At 41.6% G+C, this 25,127-nt stretch carries 22 protein-coding genes; 15 read left to right on the top strand and 7 right to left on the bottom strand.

Features of this window, described 5'->3' with window-relative positions; all coding sequences use genetic code 11:
* From EWM59_RS27740 to EWM59_RS20230, 5 genes are all read left to right on the top strand, one after another.
* Positions 1 to 977 (top strand): hypothetical protein (locus EWM59_RS27740; protein ID WP_207220037.1); only part of this gene is annotated, 977 nt, incomplete at its 5' end.
* Positions 978 to 1,219: 242 nt separating this feature from the next.
* A complete protein-coding gene (locus tag EWM59_RS20245) occupies positions 1,220 to 1,612 on the top strand; it encodes a hypothetical protein (RefSeq protein WP_130023070.1) in 393 nt (130 codons plus the stop codon).
* A gap of 142 nt (positions 1,613 to 1,754) precedes the next feature.
* On the top strand, positions 1,755 to 2,672 hold the full coding sequence (locus tag EWM59_RS20240; protein ID WP_130023069.1) for a motility-associated ABC transporter substrate-binding family protein: 918 nt from the start codon (positions 1,755 to 1,757) through the stop codon (positions 2,670 to 2,672).
* A 51-nt stretch (positions 2,673 to 2,723) separates the two neighbouring features.
* Positions 2,724 to 3,212 carry a GNAT family N-acetyltransferase gene (locus EWM59_RS20235; protein ID WP_130023068.1) on the top strand — a complete coding sequence of 163 codons (489 nt, stop codon included), beginning with the start codon at positions 2,724 to 2,726 and terminating at the stop codon, positions 3,210 to 3,212.
* Between the two features lie 255 nt (positions 3,213 to 3,467).
* On the top strand, positions 3,468 to 4,433 hold the full coding sequence (locus EWM59_RS20230; RefSeq protein ID WP_130023067.1) for a hypothetical protein: 966 nt from the start codon (positions 3,468 to 3,470) through the stop codon (positions 4,431 to 4,433).
* Positions 4,434 to 4,610: 177 nt separating this feature from the next.
* Here the strand turns inward: EWM59_RS20230 and EWM59_RS20225 are convergent, their stop codons facing one another.
* Positions 4,611 to 6,185 (bottom strand): SBBP repeat-containing protein, encoded by a 1,575-nt coding sequence (locus EWM59_RS20225; RefSeq protein WP_130023066.1) that lies wholly within the window; start codon positions 6,183 to 6,185, stop codon positions 4,611 to 4,613.
* A 467-nt stretch (positions 6,186 to 6,652) separates the two neighbouring features.
* On the opposite strand from EWM59_RS20225, the gene EWM59_RS20220 reads away from it, so the two are divergent.
* Positions 6,653 to 8,038 carry a phage portal protein gene (locus EWM59_RS20220; protein WP_130023065.1) on the top strand — a complete coding sequence of 462 codons (1,386 nt, stop codon included), beginning with the start codon at positions 6,653 to 6,655 and terminating at the stop codon, positions 8,036 to 8,038.
* A gap of 454 nt (positions 8,039 to 8,492) precedes the next feature.
* On the opposite strand, the gene EWM59_RS20215 is transcribed toward EWM59_RS20220, so the two are convergent.
* Complete coding sequence (locus EWM59_RS20215; RefSeq protein WP_130023064.1) at positions 8,493 to 10,496, bottom strand: hypothetical protein; 2,004 nt, start codon at positions 10,494 to 10,496, stop codon at positions 8,493 to 8,495.
* Positions 10,497 to 10,809: 313 nt separating this feature from the next.
* Positions 10,810 to 13,239 (bottom strand): TonB-dependent receptor, encoded by a 2,430-nt coding sequence (locus EWM59_RS20210; protein WP_130023063.1) that lies wholly within the window; start codon positions 13,237 to 13,239, stop codon positions 10,810 to 10,812.
* Between the two features lie 584 nt (positions 13,240 to 13,823).
* On the opposite strand from EWM59_RS20210, the gene EWM59_RS20205 reads away from it, so the two are divergent.
* The 4 genes from EWM59_RS20205 (at position 13,824) to EWM59_RS20190 (ending at position 18,890) form a co-directional block, all read left to right on the top strand.
* Positions 13,824 to 15,035 (top strand): MFS transporter, encoded by a 1,212-nt coding sequence (locus EWM59_RS20205; RefSeq protein ID WP_130023062.1) that lies wholly within the window; start codon positions 13,824 to 13,826, stop codon positions 15,033 to 15,035.
* A 144-nt stretch (positions 15,036 to 15,179) separates the two neighbouring features.
* On the top strand, positions 15,180 to 15,989 hold the full coding sequence (locus EWM59_RS20200; protein WP_130023061.1) for an SDR family NAD(P)-dependent oxidoreductase: 810 nt from the start codon (positions 15,180 to 15,182) through the stop codon (positions 15,987 to 15,989).
* A complete protein-coding gene (locus EWM59_RS20195; RefSeq protein WP_130023060.1) occupies positions 15,986 to 16,906 on the top strand; it encodes a helix-turn-helix domain-containing protein in 921 nt (306 codons plus the stop codon). Before EWM59_RS20200 ends, EWM59_RS20195 begins: the two co-directional genes overlap by 4 nt.
* Positions 16,907 to 17,255: 349 nt before the next feature.
* The gene (locus tag EWM59_RS20190) at positions 17,256 to 18,890 is read left to right on the top strand and encodes a tail fiber domain-containing protein (RefSeq protein ID WP_130023059.1); all 1,635 of its coding nucleotides are present in this window, start codon (positions 17,256 to 17,258) and stop codon (positions 18,888 to 18,890) included.
* 42 nt (positions 18,891 to 18,932) lie between these two features.
* Here the strand turns inward: EWM59_RS20190 and EWM59_RS20185 are convergent, their stop codons facing one another.
* The 3 genes from EWM59_RS20185 to EWM59_RS20175 all read right to left on the bottom strand — a co-directional run bounded on the left by EWM59_RS20185 (position 18,933) and on the right by EWM59_RS20175 (position 20,751).
* On the bottom strand, positions 18,933 to 19,208 hold the full coding sequence (locus tag EWM59_RS20185; protein WP_130023058.1) for a hypothetical protein: 276 nt from the start codon (positions 19,206 to 19,208) through the stop codon (positions 18,933 to 18,935).
* Between the two features lie 185 nt (positions 19,209 to 19,393).
* The gene (locus tag EWM59_RS20180; protein ID WP_130023057.1) at positions 19,394 to 20,176 is read right to left on the bottom strand and encodes a carboxypeptidase-like regulatory domain-containing protein; all 783 of its coding nucleotides are present in this window, start codon (positions 20,174 to 20,176) and stop codon (positions 19,394 to 19,396) included.
* Between the two features lie 5 nt (positions 20,177 to 20,181).
* Complete coding sequence (locus tag EWM59_RS20175; protein WP_207220036.1) at positions 20,182 to 20,751, bottom strand: hypothetical protein; 570 nt, start codon at positions 20,749 to 20,751, stop codon at positions 20,182 to 20,184.
* A gap of 727 nt (positions 20,752 to 21,478) precedes the next feature.
* Here EWM59_RS20175 and EWM59_RS20170 point away from each other — a divergent pair.
* Both EWM59_RS20170 and EWM59_RS20165 read left to right on the top strand, forming a co-directional pair.
* Complete coding sequence (locus tag EWM59_RS20170; RefSeq protein WP_130023055.1) at positions 21,479 to 22,501, top strand: type IX secretion system membrane protein PorP/SprF; 1,023 nt, start codon at positions 21,479 to 21,481, stop codon at positions 22,499 to 22,501.
* Between the two features lie 45 nt (positions 22,502 to 22,546).
* Positions 22,547 to 22,789 (top strand): Kazal-type serine protease inhibitor family protein, encoded by a 243-nt coding sequence (locus tag EWM59_RS20165; protein ID WP_130023054.1) that lies wholly within the window; start codon positions 22,547 to 22,549, stop codon positions 22,787 to 22,789.
* Between the two features lie 91 nt (positions 22,790 to 22,880).
* Here EWM59_RS20165 and EWM59_RS20160 read toward each other — a convergent pair whose 3' ends face one another.
* Positions 22,881 to 23,792, bottom strand: coding sequence for a ClpXP adapter SpxH family protein (locus EWM59_RS20160; RefSeq protein ID WP_130023053.1), 912 nt, complete (start codon positions 23,790 to 23,792; stop codon positions 22,881 to 22,883).
* Positions 23,793 to 24,132: 340 nt separating this feature from the next.
* On the opposite strand from EWM59_RS20160, the gene EWM59_RS28690 reads away from it, so the two are divergent.
* The 3 genes from EWM59_RS28690 to EWM59_RS20150 all read left to right on the top strand — a co-directional run bounded on the left by EWM59_RS28690 (position 24,133) and on the right by EWM59_RS20150 (position 25,055).
* Positions 24,133 to 24,297, top strand: a complete 165-nt coding sequence (locus tag EWM59_RS28690; RefSeq protein WP_310587886.1) for a winged helix-turn-helix transcriptional regulator — start codon at positions 24,133 to 24,135, stop codon at positions 24,295 to 24,297.
* Between the two features lie 6 nt (positions 24,298 to 24,303).
* The gene (locus EWM59_RS28685) at positions 24,304 to 24,447 is read left to right on the top strand and encodes a winged helix-turn-helix transcriptional regulator (protein WP_310587885.1); all 144 of its coding nucleotides are present in this window, start codon (positions 24,304 to 24,306) and stop codon (positions 24,445 to 24,447) included.
* A 128-nt stretch (positions 24,448 to 24,575) separates the two neighbouring features.
* The gene (locus tag EWM59_RS20150) at positions 24,576 to 25,055 is read left to right on the top strand and encodes a YfbM family protein (protein ID WP_130023052.1); all 480 of its coding nucleotides are present in this window, start codon (positions 24,576 to 24,578) and stop codon (positions 25,053 to 25,055) included.
* The last annotated feature ends 72 nt before the right edge of the window (positions 25,056 to 25,127 follow it).

Here is a 25,127-nt window from a genome sequence, read left to right as displayed (position 1 = left end):
CGAATACGCCGATTGGTTATGCAGCACGAAGTCAGAAAGGAGAGCGGTGGTCTAAGTTTCGGCTCAATTCGCTTACAGCACCTAATGTAGTGCATCGGCAAAGCATTATTCCCGGTCAGGTTGATTATGAATGGGTAAAAGATAAAGTTGTTAACTGGTGTAGCGTGATACAGGCAAGTGATTACAATGAAACGCTTGACGATTTTGAGTTTGAAGGAAACTGGTACCGCCCCGAAGATAATTTCAGAAAGAAAGTATTAGGCAAGTTTCCGAAGGTATCAGAAGATAACCTGATACCCGAAGTCTGGATTGAGTTGGCACAAAAGCGTTGGGTTGCCTATCATCAGGCATATGGGCAGGAAGGGTATTATACTGATGTTTTGCGTCTGGGGGTGGACGTGGCAGGTATGGGTCGGGATAGTACGGTTTTTTGCTATCGGTATGGGAATATTGTACAGCAGTTTACACAAACCAATTCGGGCGGAGTAGCCGACCACATGCAGGTAGCGGGCAGAATTGCTTCCATATTGGCGCTTGATAATCATGCGCTGAGTATGATTGACACCATCGGCGAGGGGGCAGGGGTTTATGCACGTATAGTAGAGTTAGGCTATAAATCAAGAGCCTTTTCGTGTAAATACAGTGAAGCTGCCAAAAATGAAAAGGGAGAGAGCCTGACCGACCTGACAGGGCAATATACTTTTGCCAATATGCGTGCCTACCTCTTCTGGGCTATCAGAGACTGGCTTAATCCAAAAAACGGGCAGGAAGCCATGCTGCCTCCAGGGTTTGGTCTGACCGAAGAGGCTACAGAAATCAAGTGGCGGTTTCAGAGCAATGGGGCTATTATTATTGAACCCAAAGAAGAAATCAAAAAACGATTAGGCAGAAGCACCGATGCCTTTGATGCACTGGCGAATACTTTTTATCCGGTTAAGATGAGTAGGAGAGTGAAGAATTTAGGGAATTTGTTTTAGGTTGGAGAAAGGAGGATGGAAAACGGAACAAAGGATTTGTTATTTATCGGTACCTGTTTATTTTGCCAGCGTATCTAATCCGTTGGGTTTACGTAATTTGTTGAGGGTAAAAAATATCTTTTAATAATTTCAGGTAGGTTCAGAAATTAAAATAGTCATACAATTTAAACCTCTATAACTTGTTTAAAGAATAAGACCTTAATATATTTCCGCTTCAATTGTTTATTTGGCAAGATACATTCATGAAGAAATTAACTGTCTGGGTGCTGGCATTGGTACTTTTTTCGTGTGGCACAAAAGAGATACTTTCTCCTGATTTATCGAAGGATATAACCGGAGTATATCAGGTCTATCTGATTGGTAACGGCGTGAAAACTATCAGTATGCCTACGCCTTCAGACACCATCAGTATAGCCTTGCAGCCGATAGATAAACAGCGTTGCTCGTATAGCATCACCCTGAAAAGTACCGGGGAGCCAAGCACACAGGACGGGATTTTTGAATTGAAAAAATCAGTTGAACAAACCGATCTTTATCAGGATAGTAAAATAATTGGGTTTGTGAAAAACAACGAACTGATTATTGATTATACAGATGACCAGGGAGTAAGAAGTGTGCTGAAAGCAAGAAAATAGAAACTGTCCCTTTAGCAAAGGAGCTAATTTTTATAAAAACCAAACCTGCTAATACATAGAGGTCGAGATGTGGCTAATCGGCTGACTATCAGAGTTTTAATTAAATAAATCTTTCATAAAATCAACCTTAACTATCTGTCAGATGAGCAAACCACTCACGTTATTTCGTTTTCTACTTATTTTTTTATGTTCAAGCGGTTCTGTACTTGCCCAGCAAGTGGCCGACATGGAATTTACTTACGCTATTCAGAAACCCATGTATGAAACAGGTAAAGGCTCGCTTGTGGTATTAGACGAAGCACACGCCAATTTTCACAAGCTCACAGGCAGATATGCCCCTTTCGGACAGATACTCCGCAAGGACGGGTATTCATTACAATCGGGTAGAGAAAAATTTACGACAGAGTTCTTATCAAATATAAAAGTATTAGTGATTGCCAATGCCCTCGCTGATAGCAGTAATGAATGGAAACTGCCTGCAAAGTCGGCTTTTACAGAACATGAAATCAAGGCGGTTGAACAATGGGTAAAAAAAGGGGGTAGCTTGCTTTTAATTGCCGACCACATGCCATTTTCCGGATGCTCGGCGCAATTAGCGCTGGCTTTAGGTTTTAATTTTATTGATGGTTTTGCCATGCGGAAAGATAAAAAACCGGAAATGTTTTCGACACTGAAAAATAACCTTGGGGCAAGCATCATTACCAAAGGCAGAAACAAAGACGAGAAAATAGACTCGGTATTGTTTTTTACGGGGCAGGCATTTATTGCACCCAAAGAAGCTACAATTCTAACACATCTGACCGATGATTATGAGGTATTGATGCCAACGGCCATGTGGCAGTTCAATGCAACAACACCAAGGGTATCGGGGCATAATCTGGTGAATGGCGCTTTTATGGAGTATGGCAAAGGACGAATAGTGGTGATGGGCGAAGCGGCCATGTTTTCGGCGCAGGTATCAGGCCCGTTAAAAATTAAAGCAGGCATGAATCATCCCAATGCCAGACAAAATGCCCAGTTTTTGTTGAATATCATTCATTGGTTAGATAGGAAGTTGTAATGATTGGCATGGCTTCTATAGTTTTTAAACCATTGAAAAAGCACTTGATTTATGAGTTCTCAGCAAGCCATCAATCTCCGACACGGACAACTCAGTGATTTGCCTGAATTGCAACAATTGTTCAGAGATACTATTCATGCGGTGTGTCAGTCAGATTATGAAGAAGCACAGTTAAAAGTATGGGCAGCAGGAGCAGAGAATACTACCAGATGGCATAGCATGCTGACTCAGCAGTATGTAATGGTAGCCCTGATAAATGATTCTATTGTAGGCTTTGGCACGTTGGACAAAGGTAAGTATATTGATATGTTTTATGTGCATAAAGATTACCAGAACCAGGGCATTGCTTCTAAACTGTATCAGGCTTTAGAAAAAGAAGCCCTAAGGCAAGGACAAACCAGACTAACAGCCGATGTAAGCAAAACTGCCCGGCCATTTTTTGAAAAAAGAGGGTTTACAGTAGTAGCCGAACAAACGGTAGTAAGACAGGGAGTTGCCTTGACAAATTTCAAGATGGAGAAGTTTCTTTTGGAAATGTGAAGTTTTTTGCGTATATTATTAGAAGGAGGGTATTTGGAAAGTTAATGAATGCCAAATATTATTTGGAAAACCACCCCATCCCAACCCTTCCCCAACTGTGGGGAAGGGCAAAAAAGTCCCTCTCCCCACAGTTGGGGAGCGGCCGCCGCTACGGAGGGATTTAGGGTGTGGGCGGACGTCGCACGGGTTGTGTGGTGCCAAATAATATTTTGCATGCCTTGGCTTTTCAAACACTCTCTTTTTACTAATATAACAATGAAAAGAGTAACATTACAAACAGATTACAAACCACACACTTTGAGTTGGTTGAATGACAGATTAATTGATTGGAGCTATTCAGGTAGGCAATATCTCCTTAACGGAAAAACAGAAACCCTCGGGAATTATGGGTATGGTTTTGATTGCGACGGTGCCGTTACGTCTGATGATGGCGTTTATGCAGTTATTTATGAGAAGTTAGGCACTAAAGGCGTTTTGCTGAAAAATGGCCGGATGTTAAGAGAACTGAATCGCTCTTATTATCAGGCGCATGTGTATGAGTATCCGGCGAATTTTTTTAAGGCACAGAACGGTAAAACTTACCTGATACATTGCCCGGAAGAGTACAACCTGATAGAACTGGAAGAAGTAGAAACAGGTAAGCGAGTGAAAACACGGAAGAAAAGAAAACCTGAAGATTTTTTTCATTCGAGGTTTGAAGTGAGTGAAGATAATAGCATGCTGATGAGTAGAGGCTGGGTATGGCATCCTATGGATTATGTAGAGGCGTTTAACCTGGAAGAATGTCTAACTAATCCGCAGTTATTAGATAGGTCGGAGTTGTGTCCGATTGCAGACGAAATAGATGAAGTTTTTGCCGGAAGTTTTATTGACAATGAAAGCGTGCTGATAGGACATAATTTTGAAACCAATGAAACCAACCGAATGGCTGTATGGCATACAAAAAACAATCAGATTTCCGGTCAACTCACTTTGGATTTTGAAATAGGCGCACACCTGACCGTGATTGACGATACCTTTGCGTGGGATTTGTACGAATACCCGAAGTTATTCAATTATCGGACAGGAGAACTGGTAGCAAAGGCAGAGGATATTCATAGCGGAAAACAGGCGTCCTGTATTTTTCATAAGCGTCATGATTTACCACTGATTGCTATCAACAAAAAAACGAAACAGGTAGCTGTGGCTACGGGAGAAACAATTGAGGTACTTTCTATGTAAAGTGTACCTGCTCTAACTATCTTATATATACGTTTCTCGTTAGTCAGGATTTTTACAGCTGACATCTTCACTTTAGTTATACATTGCTCTCTTTAAATTCAGGTGTAAAATCAAAGGAGTTTGCTTTCGCAAACCCCCTGACTTCTTTTATTCATAATTATCCCATAAATACAATCTTTACTCTTTAATACGTGCAATAAAAGCATCCAGGCTTCCGGCACTGCTAATCGTTGTATTCCCAAAAGTAGCAGTGCCACTGAAATATCCGGTTATGTAGATATTGTTGTGGGTATCAATGGTCATGCCTGTACTCATTTCGGCAGCAGAAGTGCCTGCTTTCTGTACCCATTCCAAAACCCCATCAATATTATACTTGGCAACAAAAACATCAATATTACCCAGACTGGTTATTTTGGTGTCGCCAAAGGTGGCAGTATTAATAAAATATCCTGTTACAAATACGTTGCCATTCAGGTCACGCACAATGCCCATGCCGCCATCGCCACCGCTGCCACCTGCTCTCTGCGCCCACGAAAAGTCGCCATTCAGGTTATACTTGGCAACAAAAATATCGAAGCCTCCGGCAGAAACAAGACTGGCAGTACCAATGGTAGCTGTCCCTGAAAAATCGCCTGTTACATATACCTCTCCGCCACTACTCACAGTTATGCCATTGCCATTATCAGTCAGTGAACCTCCGGCTTTTCGTACCCAGTCAAAAATCCCGTCGGTAGTGTATTTACAGATAAATATATCGCTTCCTGTGGCTGAGACAAAAGTTCCTCCAAACGAGGCCGTTCCCTGAAAATATCCCGTAGCATATACATTGCCTGAGCCATCTACGGCAATGGCATTACCTACATCGTCCATCGTACTTCCGGCCTGTCTGACCCATTGTTTTTCGCCTATCGAATTATATTTGGCAAGAAAAATATCGGCATTGCCTGCACTCGTTATGGTAGTATCACCAAAAGTGGCATTATAAAAAACCGAACCTGTAAGGTAGGCATTGCCTGACGCATCAAGACCGATGCTATTGCCTATGTCGTATCCTGTTCCTCCGGCACTTCTTACCCATTGCAAGGCACCGTGGGTCGTATATTTAGCCAGAAAAATATCGTAGAGTCCGGCACTGGTTACATTGTCGGTATCACTGAAATCGGCCGCCATAAAGAAACTTCCGGTTATATACGGATTCCCGCTTGCGTCCACCGCAATGCCATTCGCCCGGTCGTCGCCTGTACCTCCTGCACGTTTTGCCCATTGCAAAGCACCTGCTCTATTGTATTTGGCAATAAAAAGGTCGTCTCCGCCGCTACTGGTAAGAATAGTATTCTCAAAAGCAGCAACACCTCTGAACCGACCACATACATAAATAAAACCATTGGGGTCAACCGCTATCTGATGCCCATAATCAGCTTCGTTGCCACCCTCAGCCCAGGCTGTAATGGCAGGCAGATTAAGGTCATCGTCGTTGATAAGTCTGGCCCATCGGTTGCCTGTGTAAAAACGCAGACATCTGAAGGTTAAGTCAACGGCTAAATCGCCGATTTCGGGCGAGGGTAATGCCAGTATGGCATCATAAGTAAGACGGGGATAATAGCCAATTGGCAGGGGAGTAATGCCGCTCGGCAGGATGGTTACATTCTGCGCATGTATGCTTATGGTGGTGAACAGTAAAGCCACTACAACACAGCAGTTTTTTACCCACGAGATAGTCCGGTGAGGAAACGCTAAAGTATTGATTCTCATAAATTTAGGTGATTAGATATTGCGGTTTATAAAATCAGGTCAGTAATCAATAACGCCGCAAATGTATCAGTAACCATACTTACTAAAAAATAAATAATTGTTAATTTCAAAGGAATTTTATTGAACGGTATAAGTGGATTGTGAGTGGAGAAATGCGACTACAAAATGGCCTCAGAAAACGGCTGATTTACCGCCTGTAAGTTTTAGCTATATCGTATCCTGATAAAAGGCATTTGATTCTATCCACTCATAGAGTCTGGCTATCGGTTCAGGAATAGATATACCATCTGGTAAGGTATTTTGTAATTGTTCAAGTAAGAGTCCCATGCGTTTATTGGCTGTTTTCAGCGATACAATATTAAATAAATTTATCAGATAGCCGGAGGTGTTGATGATAAATATTTATTTCATAATTTATGCTTATAATATAAGTATAAATATTATATTTGTGAGAAAAATACACACACATGAAAATATTTGAAATTACAGAGACAGACGACATTGAGGCATCGGTTAAATTCTTCAGAGATGCTACAGAACAACCACCTATAGAAGTATTGAAAACACAGTATCAGGTAGCAGAACACCCCGTGTTTGACTTACGCAACCGCCCCGACAGAAAAGTACTGAAAGAAGATGGTAGCTTTGAACGCTGGGATGCCGTGAATCGGCTGGGCTTGCCTATTCAGAAAAAAATAGTAGGGGCGTCGGTAGCATTTCTTTTCGGGAATCCGGTGAAACTCTCGTGCCAGACCCGTAATCAGGCAGAAACGCAGGTATTAGAACTGGTAAAAAAGATTCTTTATGCCAATAAGATAGATAGTTTCAACCGCCGCATTGCCAGAGATTTGTTCAGAGCAACCGCCGTAGCAGAAGTATGGTTTGCGGTAGGAGAAAGTAGCGACGAGAAACATACTGATTACGGGTTTGAGACGCCTTACCGCATTAAGGTAATGAAACTGAGCCCCTGGGATGGGAACGAGTTATACCCGTACTTTGACAAATATGGCAATATGACGGCTTTTTGCCGGGCTTATCGTTTGTTTGCCGATAAAAAAGAAGTGGCCTACTTTGAGGTATATACCAATGAAGAATATAAACTCTTTGAAAAAACAGACGATGGCTGGCAGGAAATAGAATCAAGTATAAACAGTATTGGTAAAATTCCGGTGGTTTATGCCCGTGAAGAACAGTCAGACTGGGCAGATGTGCAGACTGCTATTGAGCGTTTAGAGCATCTGTTAAGCAATTTTGCTGATACAAATGATTATCATGGCAATCCCAAGATTTTTATTGAAGGTGAAATTGAGGGTTTTGTGAAAAAAGGAGAATCGGGTGCGATTATTCAGGGTGAAAAAGGGGCTAAAGCCTCTTACCTGAGTTGGGACCATGCCCCCGAATCTATCAGGCTCGAAATTGAAACGCTTTTCAGGGTTATCTATTCGTTTACACAAACCCCCGATATTTCGTTTGACACGCTGAAAGACCTTAAGCAAGGGATTTCGGGCGTGGCTTTAGAAATGTTGTTTATGGATGCCCATCTGAAAGTACAGGAAAAACGGGAGATATTTGATGAATACCTGCAACGCCGCACCAATATTCTTAAAGCCTATATAGGCTGGCTGAAACCAGACCTGAAAACACCAGCTGCCGCCATGGATATTCAGTCAGATATTACGCCTTACCTCATTCATGACATGGATAGTGTAGTAAGAAATATGAAGAGTGCCAACGGTGGCAAAGCCCTTATCTCGCAAAGAACTGCTATCGAAAAATCGGGTCTGGTTGCCAATGCCGAAGCAGAACTGAAACAGATAAAAGCAGAGGAAGAAATAAAGATGAGCGATAGGTAAAGATAAGATTTTGAACACGTTTAAACAGTTGTAATTTAGGTTTAGGATTCGGAAAGGCAAATACACTTGTGTTTGTCTTTTTTTGTATTTAAATGCCCGATTTTCCGTATTATTGCGGTATAATTAAAGGTTAATGTTGTTGGCTAAAACTACGCTTTAAAAAATGAAAAAAATATTTCTTGCCCTGTTACTGGTGGGCTTGTTGTGTACCTGCAAACCCAAATCGGAAACAATTACCCCACAGGAAATACAGAGTCCTTGCCGGATACTGTCTTAATTATGAGATTGTCTGTATAATAGCTAAGGCTCTATGACCAAACGGGATATACACGCCAACGGTACAACCCTGACCACCAGCGAAGCATGGGTTTATGCGTGTGAGTAGGTGTTGGTAAAATAAAAAATAGAGTTCAAGGAAATGAAATCCCTGAACTCTATTTTTATCAAAACCCTATCAATTATCAGTCGTTTGTGGGCCTTCTACAGGTTTGCTGGTTTTTTCTTTGTTAGAAACAGGCATCACATCAGTTGATTGTAAGCCTTGCACAGGGGTTTTTGGTCCGGCATTGCTGATAACTTTTTTGTCTTCTACTGATGTTCCAGCAATGGTTTGTGTAACAGCTTTAACAGTATTCACCATCGGCGTATCATCAATGGAGGAGGTAGGGCCATCGGCTCTAACATTTTTCATGTCGTCGCGGTACCATACGCCCATTGTTTCTGGTTTGCCAAATGCTTTGGGGTGCAGGTATTTGCCTCTTTCTTCCGATTTTTTCAGTTCTTCTGTCGGAATACGATTCGATTTGGCAAAAGCATCTTTTCTTACCCCCGTTACCTGCCAGCTTACTTTTACATTGGGTTTATCGGTGGCTACTTCAAAGGTATTCTCTTCTATTTCTTTAGCCACAATCGCCTGCGAGAATGAACCGATAACGGTTAACTGATAACGGAACTCCATATTGAGTGCTTCAAAATACGCAGGTAACTTTACCTGAGCTTTACCTGAGGCATCGGTGATGATATTGCCGTTGTAGATATTCATCATATCAGGGCTTTCTACAAAACTGTGCGAGAGGTATTTGTTTTCAGGGTCGAGTGGATGGTCTATTCTGAATGAGCCGCCACCTTTGGCAAGATTTCCTGCAATAACTACATTGCCCGTGCCATTTTCTATTCTGAGACGCTCGCCTCCTCCACCTAATTCAAAAATCTGTAAATCATCATTGGCAGGATTATTCCGGATATTCCATTGATTTACTCCGGCTTTTGCAAAGCGCAGGGCTGCATCGCCATTGGCTCCATCAATATCAATCAATGAAAAAGTGCTGCTCGAACGACTGCGGATACCTGTGGCACCCCCATGTAGCACATCAAGGCGATAGGAAGGAGAAGCCGTTTCGCCAATGCCTACATTGCCTGTACCATTCTGAATCACAAAGCGACTACCGCCACCGCCTAACTCAAATATTTCGTAGTAATCATCTGCCGGACGGTTGCGTGTATTCCATTGATTTACACCAGCCTTGGCAAACCGTAAGGCAGCATCACCGGAGGCACCATCAATGTCAATGGTAGAAAACGAACTGCTTGAACGGCTACGGATACCTGTAGAACCCCCATGTAAAACATCAAGGCGATAAGTTGGATTAGTAGTCTCGCCGATACCTACATTTCCAGTACCATCCTGAACCACAAAGCGGCTTCCGCCACCCCCTAATTCAAATATTTCATAATAATCATCTGCCGGGCGATTGCGTGTATTCCATTGATTTACGCCAGCTTTAGCAAATCGTAGTGCGGCATCACCATTAGCAGCATCAATATCAACCAATGAAAATGTACTGTTTGAACGACTACGGATACCTGTGGCACCTCCATGTAAAACATCAAGGCGATAAGTAGGATTAGCAGTTTCGCCGATACCTACATTCCCTGTGCCATCCTGAATAACAAAGCGACTCCCTCCACCGCCTAACTCAAATATTTCGTAATAATCATCTCCCGGTCTATTACGTGTATTCCACTGGGTTACCCCGGCTTTTGCAAATCGCAAAGCAGCGTCCCCATTGAAAGCATCAATATCAATTAATGAATAACTTGCACTGGAACGATTAAGAATACCTGTGGAGCCGCCATGCTGAACAGTTAATTTATGGCTGATAGACCCTGGTACACCTATGCCTACATTACCACTGATTTTTGCTACTGACAGGCGGGTTCCTCTTCCGATTTCGTAGAGTTCAAGAAAATTATCAGCAGCTCTGTTGTGTAATGTCCAGAGTGCAGTATCTATTCGCATAAAACGTATGCCGGCATCACCATTTGAAGCAATTATATCGGTATAGTTATAGCCGAAAGTTGACTTACTTGATATAATAGTGCCAAATCTGTCAACCGCGCCCATTCTTTGGGCAAAGGAGATAAAAGGTAATAACAGTAAAAGAAGAGTTTTTTTCATGGTCTAAAATATAAAAATTTGTAATTACAGTAAATTCAGTTTTAAAGGGCATTTTATTGCAGAAACTTATGTGTAAACAGGGTTTAAATAATGAAAGAGTAATTGTTATTCAGCCTGTAAGTGATGAATAATAAAAGCAAAACCAGCCATAGAGGGCTGGTTGCGGCGATAAATTTATAGCAGAAATCGGGAAAAGTATAGCGTATTCTTATTGAGTGGTAGGGAAATTTACTGAGTGGTTGCAGGAATTCTCCTTTTTTGTGCATAAAGTACTGATAATAAATAAGTTATGATTCTGTGGTAAGTGAAACCCTCATTTTCTTACCCTTTCCCGTTCTTCATCTTCGTTGCTCCGGCTGATGTTGCGGGTATTTTTGCCAAAACTTCTGGAATAGGTAAGTTTAATGACTCTATATAGTGCTGTTTCGTCTTTGAAGTTTGACTCACTTCTGATATGGAAAGCAATCGGGGTCATGATACCTATATGGGTATAGTAAGAGGTGGTCTGGAAAACATCGGGCAGTGATAACTGAAAAGTACCTTTGTCGTTTCTGAGTTTTTTGGCAATGCCCAGATTGACTACACCAAAACCATTCAACCGATTGGCTCCATCAAAAAACGGGAAGTTCTGCCAGCCTGAAATTTCAATTTCAAAATTACGGGGCAATGTAATGTGCTGGGTAAAGTTCAGGTTCTGAAAAAGGTAGGTTTTTTCTGCCGGATTGAGGCTATAAGAAATTCTATAACGGCGCAATGCGGTAGTACTAACCAAAGTGATTTTCCACCACGAAGCCAATTGAAAAGGTGCGTTGATAAAAAGATTGATGCTTTTCTGATAATCAAGGTTCTGAGGTGAAGAAACACCAATATCGTTTTGTGGGTTGGCAGTTATCTGATAGCGCAGAATCGGATGCATGTCGTATTGGAGCGATAGCCCCATGTTATAGCCGTTTTTATTCAGTTCGGCTTTCAGTACATTGGTAATAGTGGGTTTTAGTAGCGGATTGCCTGAAAAAACAAAAGTGGCATCATTGTAAAAAAGGTTAGAGATTAAATCAGTATAAGCAGGTCGGGTGATACGACGGTTGTAACTCAAATTAAAGTTGGTTTTGCTGTTGACAGTATGGGTATAAAGCAACGAAGGGAAAAGCCCGGCAATGGTAAAGCCATCTTTATAGATAGTAATGTCTCGTTGCCAGTATTCGTAGCGCAAACCTGCATGAAGGTTAGATTTTGGGTTGAGCAGAAAACGGAATTGGGAGTAAGCCGCTAATATTTTCTCTTGTCCGCTGATGGCGCTTTGCGTGCGTGGGTCAATTTCCCATACATCGCTTACTTTGCGTTCTACATTACTATCGTTGGCATTAGAAGTATAACTGCCTTTGATACCCAGTTCAATTTGTGTTTTCGGGTTGACTTGCAACGAATAGTCAGCTTTAAAAACTCCTACATGAATGGTAGAATGGCTTTGCCCCCGATTCCCATAATTGAAGATAGGATTAGTAGGAGGGATATTGTTGCCATCCCGGTCGAAATACCTGAATGTAATGAGGTTTGGGCTATTGTTTGCATAACCTATATAACTCAAATCAAGGTTTAGCTGTGCTTTGGGGCTTAGTTTGTGGTAAAGATAAGCCGATGAAATAAAATTCTGCCGCTGATTGGTGCCCTCTGACAAACCCCTTGACCCCAGAAAACTGCCATCGGGCATGATACGGTCGCCGATGATTTCTACAAGGTTATGGGTTTTGCCTGATGCCAACGATAATTCTGCACCAAAAGAGGTTTTAGCAGTAGGCCGGAACTCGGCCAGTACATTGAGGTTATGTACCTGCTGCAAACGGTCGGTTAGTCCTCCGAAAATAGTACTGTTATACCCACCCATAAACGGAAAATTGGAAGTACCATTTCCCTTATATCCTGAGTAATCATGGTTATGCCCGAAAGAGTATGAAACATTGAGATTCGCTTTTTTGAACCCATGCGATAAACTTGCAGCCGCAAGTGCTTTTTCCCGATAGCCATAGCCTGCTGTAGCTGAGAGATTGAGTCGGGTACCCTCGTTTTCGTTCTTTTTGAATATAATATTGATGATGCCTGCTCCTCCTTCAGAATCGTACCGGGCGGTAGGGGAGGTAATCAGTTCTATTTTTTCAATGTTATCGGCTACGGTACTTTCAAGCAGGTTCATGAGTTCTTCCATCGACATTGGTACTCTGCGTCCATTAAACAGAATAGTTACCCCACTTTGTCCGTTCAGACTGAACTGATTGTTGCGTCGGTCGGATATAACACCCGGCAGCCGCTCTAATACTTGCAGGGCATTGCTTCCTTTAGTCAGGAGGCTGCTTTGAATATTGATTACCTTGCCCATAGGGGTTTGCTGAATCAGTTCTTTTTTTGCAGAAACTGATACTTCGTTCAGCGCATTGTTTTCTTCGGTTAAAGTAACAGGAGGGATGTGAATAGATGAGTAATGAAAGCTAAAGTTTTCAGACTGGTAGGTACGAAAGCCGATACTGCTGATACGTAGCAGAAAAGTGCCTGTTTTGTTGGGATTTAAATGAAAATTTCCGTTTTCATCGGTGGCTGTGCCTGTAACAATGGTTGAGTCCTGCGCGGCAAGCAATACAATATTGGCAAATGGTACGGCTTCATTTTTTGGAGTAGTTACCCGGCCCGTGATTTGCCCCCAAGCGGTTAGTGAACTGAAAGTAGTAAGTAATAGCAATAGCGTTTTCATCGGTTACTGAATTTTTCGATGAAATTATACTAGCACACTAACGTTTTTTTTGAGAGTTGATAAACTGTATGGGAAGATTGATGAAGTGTAAGGAATGAGGGATTTGGCTGAATGGTTATTAGCGGGTTTTTGATAGATAGTCAACTCGTTGGGTGAAGTAAATATAGAGCCATTAATATATCGTCCCTACAGGACTTAGGGGTTAATTTTGCTGTTTTTTCTACCGCGCGGCGGCCGCCGATATATCGTCCCTCTGGGACTTGGAAATATTCCGACTAAGAGTTATAATAGAGATATTACACTTTAATTTTGCCCAATAAATGTAGAATTAACGCATTGTAGAATAGAACTTGATTTCAAAAATATTTTATATATAGTAATTTTTATGTTATGTGCAGACTTCAGTCTGCGCCTGTAAGATGATAATTCCGTTGTTATCTTAGGCGGTGAATTCCATTCGCTGTTACTTAGAATATTATTAAACAAGTCTGATAGTAAACTCTACAGAACTCTAAGCAGTTGAAACCACATTTTAATCACCATTATTTGTCGGTTTGGCGAATGAGGTCTATCTTTGTTATCCGATGAACGTAACCAAACCAACCACCACACCCCAGTCCGGGCTTGTGCAGCAGACAGTCTATTCGGTATTGTATTCGATTAGCTTTGCTCACTTGCTCAACGATATGATTCAGGCTATTATTCCGGCTATATATCCGTTAATCAAGGAGAGTTTTCACCTCAGTTTCTCCGAAATTGGCATTGTTACGCTGGCGTATCAGCTGACTGCCTCTATTCTTCAACCGTTTGTGGGGCTTTATACCGACCGTTATCCGAAGCCTTTTTCTTTAGCTGTTGGAATGGCTATTTCTTTGGTTGGGCTCGTAAATCTGGCTTATGCCTCTGATTTTTACTGGATTCTGTTTGCGGTTAGTCTGATAGGCGTAGGGTCGTCTATTTTTCATCCCGATTCTTCACGGGTGGCCTATCTGGCATCCGGAGGTAAACGTGGGCTGGCGCAGGCCATATTTCAGTTGGGGGGTAACGCAGGGAGCGCCTTGGGGCCTTTATTAGCTGCTTTGTTGGTAGTGCCTTATGGTCAGCATAGTGTGATGTGGTTTGGCATTTTTGCGCTTATGGGTATTGTTTTATTGTATAATATAGGCAACTGGTATAAAACCGTGGCCTTGCCCAAAGCCAATAAAACCGTGCAGGAGGTAAGCACCGGATTAAGTCGCAACCGCATTCTGGTGTCTATGTTTATTCTGATTTTACTGATGTTTTCGAAGTTTTTCTATATGGCAGGTATGACCAGTTATTATACTTTTTACCTGATGGATAAATTTCAGTTAAGCGTAAAAGATGCACAGATTCAGTTATTTATCTTTCTGGCAGCCATTGCCGTAGGTACTTTTGCCGGAGGCCCGCTGGGCGACCGATTCGGACGAAAATATATTATCTGGATTTCTATTTTAGGGGCTGCACCCTTTACTTTGCTGTTGCCTTATGCCAATCTGTTTTATACGCCTGTATTGGCTGTATTTATCGGGTTACTTATCTCATCGGCATTTTCGGCGATTTTAGTGTATGCCCAGGAACTAATGCCGGGCAAAGTAGGCATGATTTCCGGCCTTTTCTTTGGACTGGCTTTTGGCATGGGTGGCCTTGGCTCTGCTTTGCTGGGTACTTTAGCCGACCATACCAGTATCAGCTATATGTTTGATGTATGTTCGTATCTGCCCTTGATCGGGATTCTGACTGGCTTTTTGCCTGATATAGAAAAACGCCGGAAATAAAGCCTGTTTCTGAAACCATTGTAGTCTCTTCTATAGTTCTGTTTCTCAATTTCCGTAATTCGGCTACAACACGCAGGGGTTTGGATACTTTTATGTGGCTTGTCTGTAAGACCTTTGTGCTATTATTAAATACAGACAAAAAATATGAAAGTTACCTTGCTTACAGGGGCATCAAGCGGAATAGGTGAGGCCTGGGCCGACAGGCTGGCAGCCGAAAAACACAACCTTGTGCTGGTGGCACGCTCAGAATCCAAACTTAAAGAATTGAGTACCACATTGAGCCATAAATATGGTGTTTCGGTGCAATACATCGCCATTGATTTATCGCAACCGCAGGCAGATTTAAGGATAGTAGAAGAAACAGAAAAGCGTAAACTGACCGTAGCATGTCTGATTAACAATGCCGGAATTGGAACCGCAGGCGATTTTACGCAACTGAACCTTGCCAACGAACTGGGCATGATGCAACTGAATATGATGGCGGTGGTTTCGCTCACACATCATTACCTGAAACAAATGCGTGAGCGTAACAGCGGTACTATTATCAATGTGGCTTCTATGGCGGCCTTTATGCCTGCACCTTTTATGGCAGCTTATGCCGCAAGCAAAGCATTTGTAAAATCGTTTACAGAGGCGCTGGCAGAAGAAAACCGTCCGTTTAATATCCGTATTATGTTGTTGTGTCCGGGGGCTACCGAGACTAAATTTTTTGAAACAGCCAACATTAACGAATCCGATAAAAAAGCCTTGCTTGGCAAAGCCAATATACAAACCCCCGACATGGTGGCCGACGAAGCCATGAAGGGAATGAAAAGCCAAAAAATAGTAGTCATATCGGGTTTGACCAACAGAATAGGGGTTAAATTAGGGGCTTTGTTGCCAAATTCGGTAATTGCGAAATTTATTGCTAAAGGTGCACGTTCTACCTTTCAAAAGGGATACTCTTACGTATGAAAACCAAAGCTAAAACTTTATTTACCATTGATACCATTGCACTTCAGCATGAGTTAATGGGTTTGCCAAAACCGCAGCACCCGCTGGTAAGTATTGCCAGATTTGAAGAATCGTCAGGCCCTACTACCAGAGAAACAGGTGCTTTTATGAATAAGTTTTATGCCATTGCCATTAAACGTAAATGCACCTGCCAGACTAAATACGGGCAAAACAACTTTGACTATAACCAGGGCATGATGTCTTTTTTTGCACCTGACCAGTTGCTAAGCTGGAATGCCGACGATGAAATGCCGTCAACGGGGTGGTCTATCAGTATCCACCCTGATTTTCTGAGGGGGCACGTGTTAGAAAAGCAGATAAAGATATATGGCTTTTTTCATTATGCCGTCAACGAAGCTCTGCACCTGTCGCCCAAAGAAGAAAAAATGATAGAGCGATTGTTGGAAAATATTCATGAGGAATACCACGCCAATATAGATAATTTCAGTCAGGAAATTATTCTGTCGCACCTGTCGCTTTTGTTAAATTATGCCAATCGGTTTTATAACCGTCAGTTTATTACCCGCAGGCACGTGAGCCACGATTTACTGATAAAGTTAGAAGAGATTTTAGACGATTATTTTAACGGTGGCCAAATAGAAGAACAGGGTTTACCGACAGTAAAATTTATTTCTGACCAACTGCATCTTTCGCCCAATTACCTGAGCGATTTATTGCGTAACCTGACCGGACAAAACACCCAGCAGCATATTCACAATAAACTCATTGAAAAAGCAAAATCTATGCTGACCTCGTCGAGCATGACCGTTGGTGAAATAGCCTATTATCTCGGCTTTGAATATGCACAGTCGTTCAATAAACTCTTTAAAAGCAAAACACGGGTTACCCCGCTCGAATTCAGGGCCTCTTTTAATTGATGGGAATGGAAATGGTTCAGCAAATACTGTTTTCTTTACCTTTTTTGTTTTTGCAGGTACTTTTGCCTATTATGAACTTATCTAACATTATTTTCAGCGAATTCTATTCGCTGACATTTTAGAAGTTAAATAAAAATGTTAGACAATTTCTACTTCTCTTACCCTCTTTCTGTCAAAAAACAAGCATTTTTTCATTCTTTTATCGGGTGGTACAAGTAAATTTTTCGTGTGTCCAACCGATAAAATTATGAGCAGTTATTGAAGTGTTTTTGACTTCTGCGCCTATCCTTTCATTATCATTGCAACCGTTTTTTACATCTCAAGAAAAGCTATTATTTAACATCTTCTTATGAAAACGGTATTAATCTTTTTATCCATTATGCTTATGCTCTCGTTTGGGGCAATGGCACAATCTATCACGTTAGAGCCGGGTAACCCCGCAGACCCTGACAAGGGTTCTATTGTTTACGATAAAAATACTAATCAACTCAAATACTGGAACGGCACCAACTGGATACCGGTTACCAATGCTGCGGCAGGCGGTGGCTGGGCTGCCAATGGTACTGCTATTCATAATGCCAATACAGGTAATGTAGGTATAGGTACTACCACACCTGTGGCTCCTTTGCATGTAAGAGAAGGGAAAACCGTTTTATTCGGTGCTGATACCTCCGGCTTCGGTACAAAATTTATCTGGTATCCCCAAAAAGCAGCCCTGAGAGCCGGAACTGTTTCTAATCCGGGGGTAGCATGGAACCTTGATAAAGTCGGACAAAATTCAATGGCATTAGGGTTTAACACATTAGCTTCGGGCATAGTGGCAGTAGCTATCGGTAATACTACTGAGGCGAGTGGTAATTATTCGTTAGCTTTAGGTACCCAGACCGAAGCCAAAGGGGCCTATTCAACTGCCTTGGGGATAAAAACCAAAGCCACGGGGGCGTATTCAACTGCATTGGGTGCAGAAACAAGTGCGACGGCAACCTTTTCGACAGCTATGGGCTATAATACAATTGCAAGCGGAAATTACTCAACAGCTTTAGGCTACTATACTCACACAAACAGTGCCTATGCTACTGTAATAGGTTATAATAATGCTGATGCCACCGATGCTTTGTTTATGGTGGGCGACGGTTTTACAGTTAATAGCGGACACAATGCCCTTACGGTACTAAAAAACGGGAATGTGGGTATAGGTGGGTTAAATTCGCCTGATGCCCCTTTGCATGTTGGCCAGGGCCTGAATGGGAAAATAAATTTGCAATCCAACAAATATTTTAATCATAGTACTGATTCAGAAATACACAATTTAGGTAACGGTAATTATGATGTCAGTATTCTTGCCAATCATAATATTGTTACCAAAGGTAGTTTTGTTTCTTCTCAGAGCGTAACTTCGTCAGACGTACGCATCAAAAATATTGTAGGGGTTTCTGATGCAGCCAAAGATCTGGCGCTATTGCTTCAATTAAAAATTACAGACTACCGCTATAAAGATGAGGTGGGTATGGGCAACCAGTTATTCAAGAAAGTGATTGCACAAGAAGTAGAAGCAGTATATCCTGAGGCAGTGAAGCAAATCACCTCAATTATCCCTGATATTTATAGCCTTGCCGAAAAAACAGCTTACGATGCAACGCAAAAACGCCTGACTGTTGTGCTGGCAAAAGATTATCAACTGAAAGCAGGTGATAAAATAAAAGTTATTCACCCTGTTCATGGGGAGGTTACGACTATCATCGAATCTGTAAAAGATAAGAGTTTTACCCTGAACAACTGGCTTTACGAAAGTGAGAAGCTATTTGTGTATGGCCGTGAAGTAAAAGATTTCAGAACGGTTGACTATGAAGCACTCTCGATGTTAGGTATCAGCGCCATTCAGCAATTAGCCAAAGAAGTAGAAGAACTGAAAAAACAAAACAAAGTGCTGAAAACAGATTTAACGGCTCGTCTGGAAGCGGTAGAGCGTAGGTTGATGAAATAAAGAGTTTTTTAATACGTGTAATGTGGGGCATTACACGTATTTCTATTTCTCATCCATATTATTAGGTTCAAAATTACTTTCTTCTCTTTCGGGTGGAGTTTTACTGTCATCGGCTACATAGCTGATACCGCCATCTTCTTTGGGTGGGGCTTCATCGGGTAGGTCTTCATCTTCCAGATTTTCATCTTCCAGCACGTCTTCATCGTCCACTTCACCACCGTTGTAAGAGGTACCATCACCAGGATTCAGAAAAAAGTTCAGGAATCGGGCATTGTACATCAGCGCAGGCGACAAAGCCAATAGTTGTAATGTTTTCATTGGATTATCATTTATCAATTCTATTGCTAAAAAACTGTACCAGTGGGAGGAGAAAGGAAAAAGCAGAAAGGAACAAGTGAGAACGGAGCAAGGAACACGGAAAGCATAAGAACAGAGGTCATAAAATAAATGTGGCACGCTCTTTCTCTTTCGAGGATAAGCGTGCCACGCTGTTGCTGTTGAGGTTACTGTCTATAAGCAATTCCCATCTGGTTGGCTCTGTACGATTCTTCTGTGCCGTGAAATTCGATGATGGCACTGCTTGCGTAAGGGTCGTCGTTCCAGGCGTCTTTTACTTTAAGTGCTTTGCCTGTTGGTAGATAAACTGCTGTTACTTTATAACGACCTATCGGAATGTCTATCAGTCTGTTGCGGTTTTGTGTGCCTGCTTTACCACCTCTGAATTTTAAAGTTTTACCTTGTGAGCCGTCAATCAAAGCACCGTCTGGTTGAAAAGTAAACTCTACGTTTTCGGTATCGTTCATGTTTTCTTCGTTGGGGTCTTTGTATAATTCTGCCGAACCACCATAGAATAAATTCAGGCTTAAATCAGGCTGTTGTCCTTGCAATTTCCACTGGAAGTTTCTGACAGGTTTTTCTTCCTGAGAAAACGAATCGTTGTTTTCAGGGTGAAGTAATATTTTATATACACGGCCATTGTATTGTTTCAGTATATATCCTTTAGCTACCCATTGTCCTAACCCTGCTACCATTGCTATTTTATAAGACCCATCAGCCGATGAGGTAACTTCTGCTCCACGACCTTTAAAAACGGTATTATCAATGTAAATAGTAGCTTTTGAAAGGGGATTGCCGCTTGGGTCGGTTACTTTACCAATCAGGTATCCTACCTGACCTTTGCCGTCTCCCGGTGCTGGCTCGTTGCCTTCGGGGATAGTACATGAAGCGGTAGAAGCTAATAAACAAGCAGAGGCAATAACTGAACGAAAAATATATAAGATTGACATGGCTATCAATAGTTTTTGTGATTGATAGTTAAATAAGATAAAACAGTTGAATTGGTTGCCCGTGCAGTAGCGATGGCAAAGAGCGACCAGACAATGGTTGAGTAAAGTCCACCGAAATAAAGGGCAAAATCATTGCGACCTAACAACATACCTACCGGAAACCATAGACCCATCAGCAAGGGTAGAAACTGCTGATAACCTCTGAAAATACCGCTTCTGATAACTGCCCACGCTACGGGAAACATGAGTAAATGACTGATAGGCCAACCTGCATCGAGTATATAAAACAGCAGTGGCTTTTCGGTGGAAACAATGGCCCATACGTTAGATATATCAGCAATAATTAAGGTACACATCAAGATACGGATAGCGTACCAGCCAAAATCTCGTTTGCCGTTGTCTAATAAACGACGAAGATTTTCTGCTGACCGGAGCCAGGCTGTAATGTAGATGAGTCCGGCAAAACCCGAAAACCAGGGGGCTGTGGTAGCGAAATCGGGGTATCTGGCACCGACCCACATGTCGATGAACAGAAACGGAGCGCCCAATACTGCCGGAATTGCGGTGTGATTCATTTTTTTCATTTGCTTTTCATAATTAATGATTCAAAACTACGCCAAGCAAAAATGGGATAAAAAAAAGGGTGTAATGAATTGCAGAATTGGGGTGTTGAATTGTGAGAAATGGGAATGAGTTGTAATGGAATAATTGGGTAGGGTTTGACTGGTGTATAGTATAGCATTTTTAAGTGTCAGCGACTGAAGTCGCCGTGGCGGTCGCCGTCTAAGGTAATAAAGGAAGTATTTTAGCCACCAAATTATTATGTCTCACAAAATAAAAGTTCTTACAAATTCCTGATTGTTGTGGAGACAGGGCACTGTGCTGTTAGCCGTAGAGATAAGGTTTTATGGAGTAGTCAAAAAGATTCGTATTTTTAATGAGGATGCTTATTAGCTTTAGAACTCTCCAAATTAAAAAATTCTCCAAATAGGATGGTTTTGTAGAGACAGGGCAATGTGTCGTTAGGAATAGAGTTGAGACAAATTTAAGACAGTCTCTACAAAAAAACAACCCAATCTTTACGTCTTATCCTAATGTGCCTATCTTTATGTTTAACGACACATTGCCCTGTCTCTACTTTGCACATCTTTGCAAATATTTCTATTAAGAAAAAAAGAATGTCTATTCCTCGAATCATAAACATCCGATACACCCTTCACTTATTTTCCTACCCTGCAAACAATATAAAGCCCGTTGGGTTGTTTATACTAATAACCACAGACTTGATATACGTAATAGCCAATGAAACGACTAATCATTTTACTACTGATTACTGCGCATGCTGTACAGGCACAGACCATTGCAGAGTTCAGACAATGGTATCTTGACAAACAAATCATTAATCCGGCCTTATTGGTCAATGCGCCTGCCAACAATGCCTTACTATCTTTTTCGCCGGGGAGCTATACCCTCAAATATCCCGGCAACAAGTATAACTTCAACAATTACCAGTATCTGGCTTCGGGCACCTATCATCCTACTAAAAGTCCGCACCATTTTGGGGCGTATGTATGGGGTCAGCAACAGTCGAGCAATTCGCTGATACTGAATTATGCCTATGAAATGCCTATTGACCGACATACTAATGTAGCCTTCGGTGCAAATCTTGGGGTATATGACCCGTTGAAGTTTAATAATGGGAAGGTATTCAGGTATGGGCTTGGAGTAGCTTTGCAAAACAAGAATAAAGAGAATTATGTGGGGCTATCTTTTCCACATATAGTTACGTCCGTTGCTAAAGGAGAATTTTCTAATGGAGCATATAAGGCATTGATTCTGCAAGGAGGTTATACCTTTTATCTGCCTTACGACATTAAATTTATTCCGGCGGCGTATTTACAGGTTGATATAAATAAAAGACACGGACCTGCCGGCCCGGGTCAGTTATTTGCAGCCGACGTAGCTTTCAGATATAAAGAATTGATTTATGTAAACGGAGCTGTAAGTGTAAAAAACTTTGATTTTAAAACAACTGGATTGCAACGGTTCGGGGTGGGTATTAAACCTAAACCTGAAATTATGTTTGGCTACCAGAGAGACGCCTTAGACGCTACCGATTTTAAGTATCACAGCATCTGGGTCAGGTATTTTTTCCCGTCAGGCAACAGAGGTAAAACTGCCACCAATACCTCAAAAACTGTAACCAATACTAACAGACCTGTAACGAATACCCCGAAACCGACGGTCAATCCACCGAAGACAACCACGGTAAAACCCAAACCTGCGGTAAGCAAGCCCAAGCCTGTGGTTAAAAAGAAACAGTAAGCTGGCATGAAATTTTTCATATTAAATCTAACAAACGTAACTGATATGAAAAACGTAAGAATATATATAGCTTCGGCATTGGTATTGACCTGTTTTTGTTGTAGCAAAAAATCAAGCCAGCTGGGTAAATGTGAAGAGAAAGTGAGAGACGATAGGGCTTGTACCGCCATTTATCAACCTGTGTGCGGGTGTAATAATAAAACCTATGGCAATTCCTGCGAAGCAGAGGCACGTGGAATAACGAAATATACTGAGGGGGAGTGTAAAGCGGCCACCCCTAACCGATAAGTCGGACCTCCCTGAAGGGGGATTTTTTAAAGGGTGGAAATATAGTTCCATCAGGGATTATGTAAATGAACCCCTGATGGAAAAATTAGTCTTACTCCTTTATCCAGATTGCGCCGTTTTTGGTGGTGAATTTTTTGAGTTTTTGGTTGACTGCCAGATTTTCGAGTATTTCGTTGGCTTTTTGGGAAGATACTTCGGCAAGCTCTGAAAATTCTCTTAGCGTGAGCGTAGGATATTTATGGAAAAGGCTTTCCCAGTCTTTTTGGTAGGTGGTTTTTGCTACTGCCGGATAAATTTTACTAATACCATTTTCATAGACTGTGTAAGGTTTGGTGCCATAGATAAATTCTGAATTTCCGGCTCTATTGGTAACAAAAACAGAAGGGAAACCCCTTACACCCATTTGTCGGGCAAGATTTAAATCAGCCTGGAAAAGCTCTTTTGCTACGCCATTATAATCCTGTTCTAATTTTTGGGTGTCTAAGCCTGCTTTTGTAGCTGCTTGTGCCAATACTTCCCATTTAGTGATGTTTTTCTTTTGCAGAAACACCATTTCACGCATCGAACGAAGAAAAACAATGGCTTTTTTCTCGTCCTGCAATTGTGCTGCTTTAAAAGCTATCGATGGCGGATACGACGAATCTAAAGGGTCTTCTAACCATACATCGCCATCAATAGGCATCTGGTAGTGCAGACTTACTTCGTCCCAGTGGTGGGCTACATCTGAGGGTTTGCTGATGCCGCCGCTATTATAACTCCAGTCGGGCAGCAGTCCGCCCATGTGGTATTCAATTTCTACTTCAGCGCCGTATTCCAGTTTTAGCTTTCGCAGTTGAGGTTCTATGCCCCAGCACGAAGAACAGATAGGGTCTGTGAAATAGATAATTTTTACAGGTTTATGCTGTGCAGCTACTGTTTGTTTTTCAGCCGTGTTTTTTGTGCCGGGTATCTCACAGATACCAGATTCGGGGTCGCACAAGAGCGGATTATTGTTTGTTGTCATTGGTTTTTTGGTTTGTGCCTGACAGCAAAGACTGCCAAGTATAAAAAGAATCTTTACATACTTCATTCGCCTATATAGCTTGAATTTTTATGATTTTTGAACCATTTTCAGCCTATCTGCTTTATATTGAAGTTGTTTAGGATTATTTCTTTCGTTTAAAAATGCGCTGTTTTGGCTACGCCTGCGTCAAATAATTTCGACAATAGCGCTGCTATTGCCTCATCATTTGACTTGGCTCGCTCAAAACATCTCAATTTTTAAATAGAAATTAAAATCCTAAACAACTTCATTTCTACAAAGGTCTGAAACCTTTAGCAAGCAGTCAATAAGTCAAAAAAACATGACTACTCAAAAGATGGAAGTAAATACAGAGACATGCCCGGCACAGCTATTGTTGAAACTATTGTCGGGGAAATGGAAGCCGGAAATTTTTCGTCTGGCTGTTATTGGGCCGTTGCGTTTCAGTAATTTACTGCGTCGGTTAGAGGGGTCAAATAAGCAGTAGCTGGCATTGGCATTGAAAGAACTGGAAGAAGCCGGATTACTGGAAAAAGTAACCATCAAGCTGAAACCATTGCATATTGAGTATTACCTGACCGAAAAAGGAAAAACGATGATTCCGGTTTTTGAGACATTGGAGGCGCTTGTTGATTGAGGTAGATGATGAGTTGGGGGAGTAGGTAAGTTTCTTGCCTAAGAGTTCTTTTCAAGAGACTGTTAGGGGGCGGAAGTTTGGGGTATATTGTGTGATTATAAAAGTAATTAACCATAAAAGTATTATTCATGAGCATGATTGGAATTTTGCTTCGGGTTACAGCAATCGAGCTTGAAGCCTTTCGAACAGATAGTTCGCTATTAATTGAAAAATTAAATAATGAAGAAGAACCTAATTTAATTGATATTGATAAAGCCTGGGCTGGTATTATTTTTCTGATAGACAAGCAAACTATTTACGATGGGCCAGACAGTATTCTCTTTGGCAGACGAGTGATAGATCGAAAGCAGGATTTAGGCTATGGCCCTGCATATTATTTTATTCCTGACCAAGTAAAAGAGTCTAATGAACGGATTTTGAGAATTTCTGAGGAAGAATTACGTAATAATTATGATGCGAAAGCAATGATGGAAGCTGAGGTTTATCCGGAGATATGGGAGGATGAGGAGGCGGGTTTTAATTATTTACTTTCCTTTTTTAAAAAGGTTCAGAGTTTTTATGCAAAGGCTAGTAGCAATAATGAAGCAATTATTACTTTTTTGAATTAAGAAGGCTTAATTCTCAAAGCAGGATCATTGCTTGGGGTTAATCCTTTTGAAACCAGATTACTGCTAATGAGT

The organism is Emticicia agri, assembly GCF_004168285.1.
Classification (GTDB): Bacteria; Bacteroidota; Bacteroidia; order Cytophagales; family Spirosomataceae; genus Emticicia; species Emticicia agri.
The sequence above is the reverse complement of the archived record's forward strand: the minus strand, read 5'-3'. Positions and strand labels throughout refer to the sequence as shown.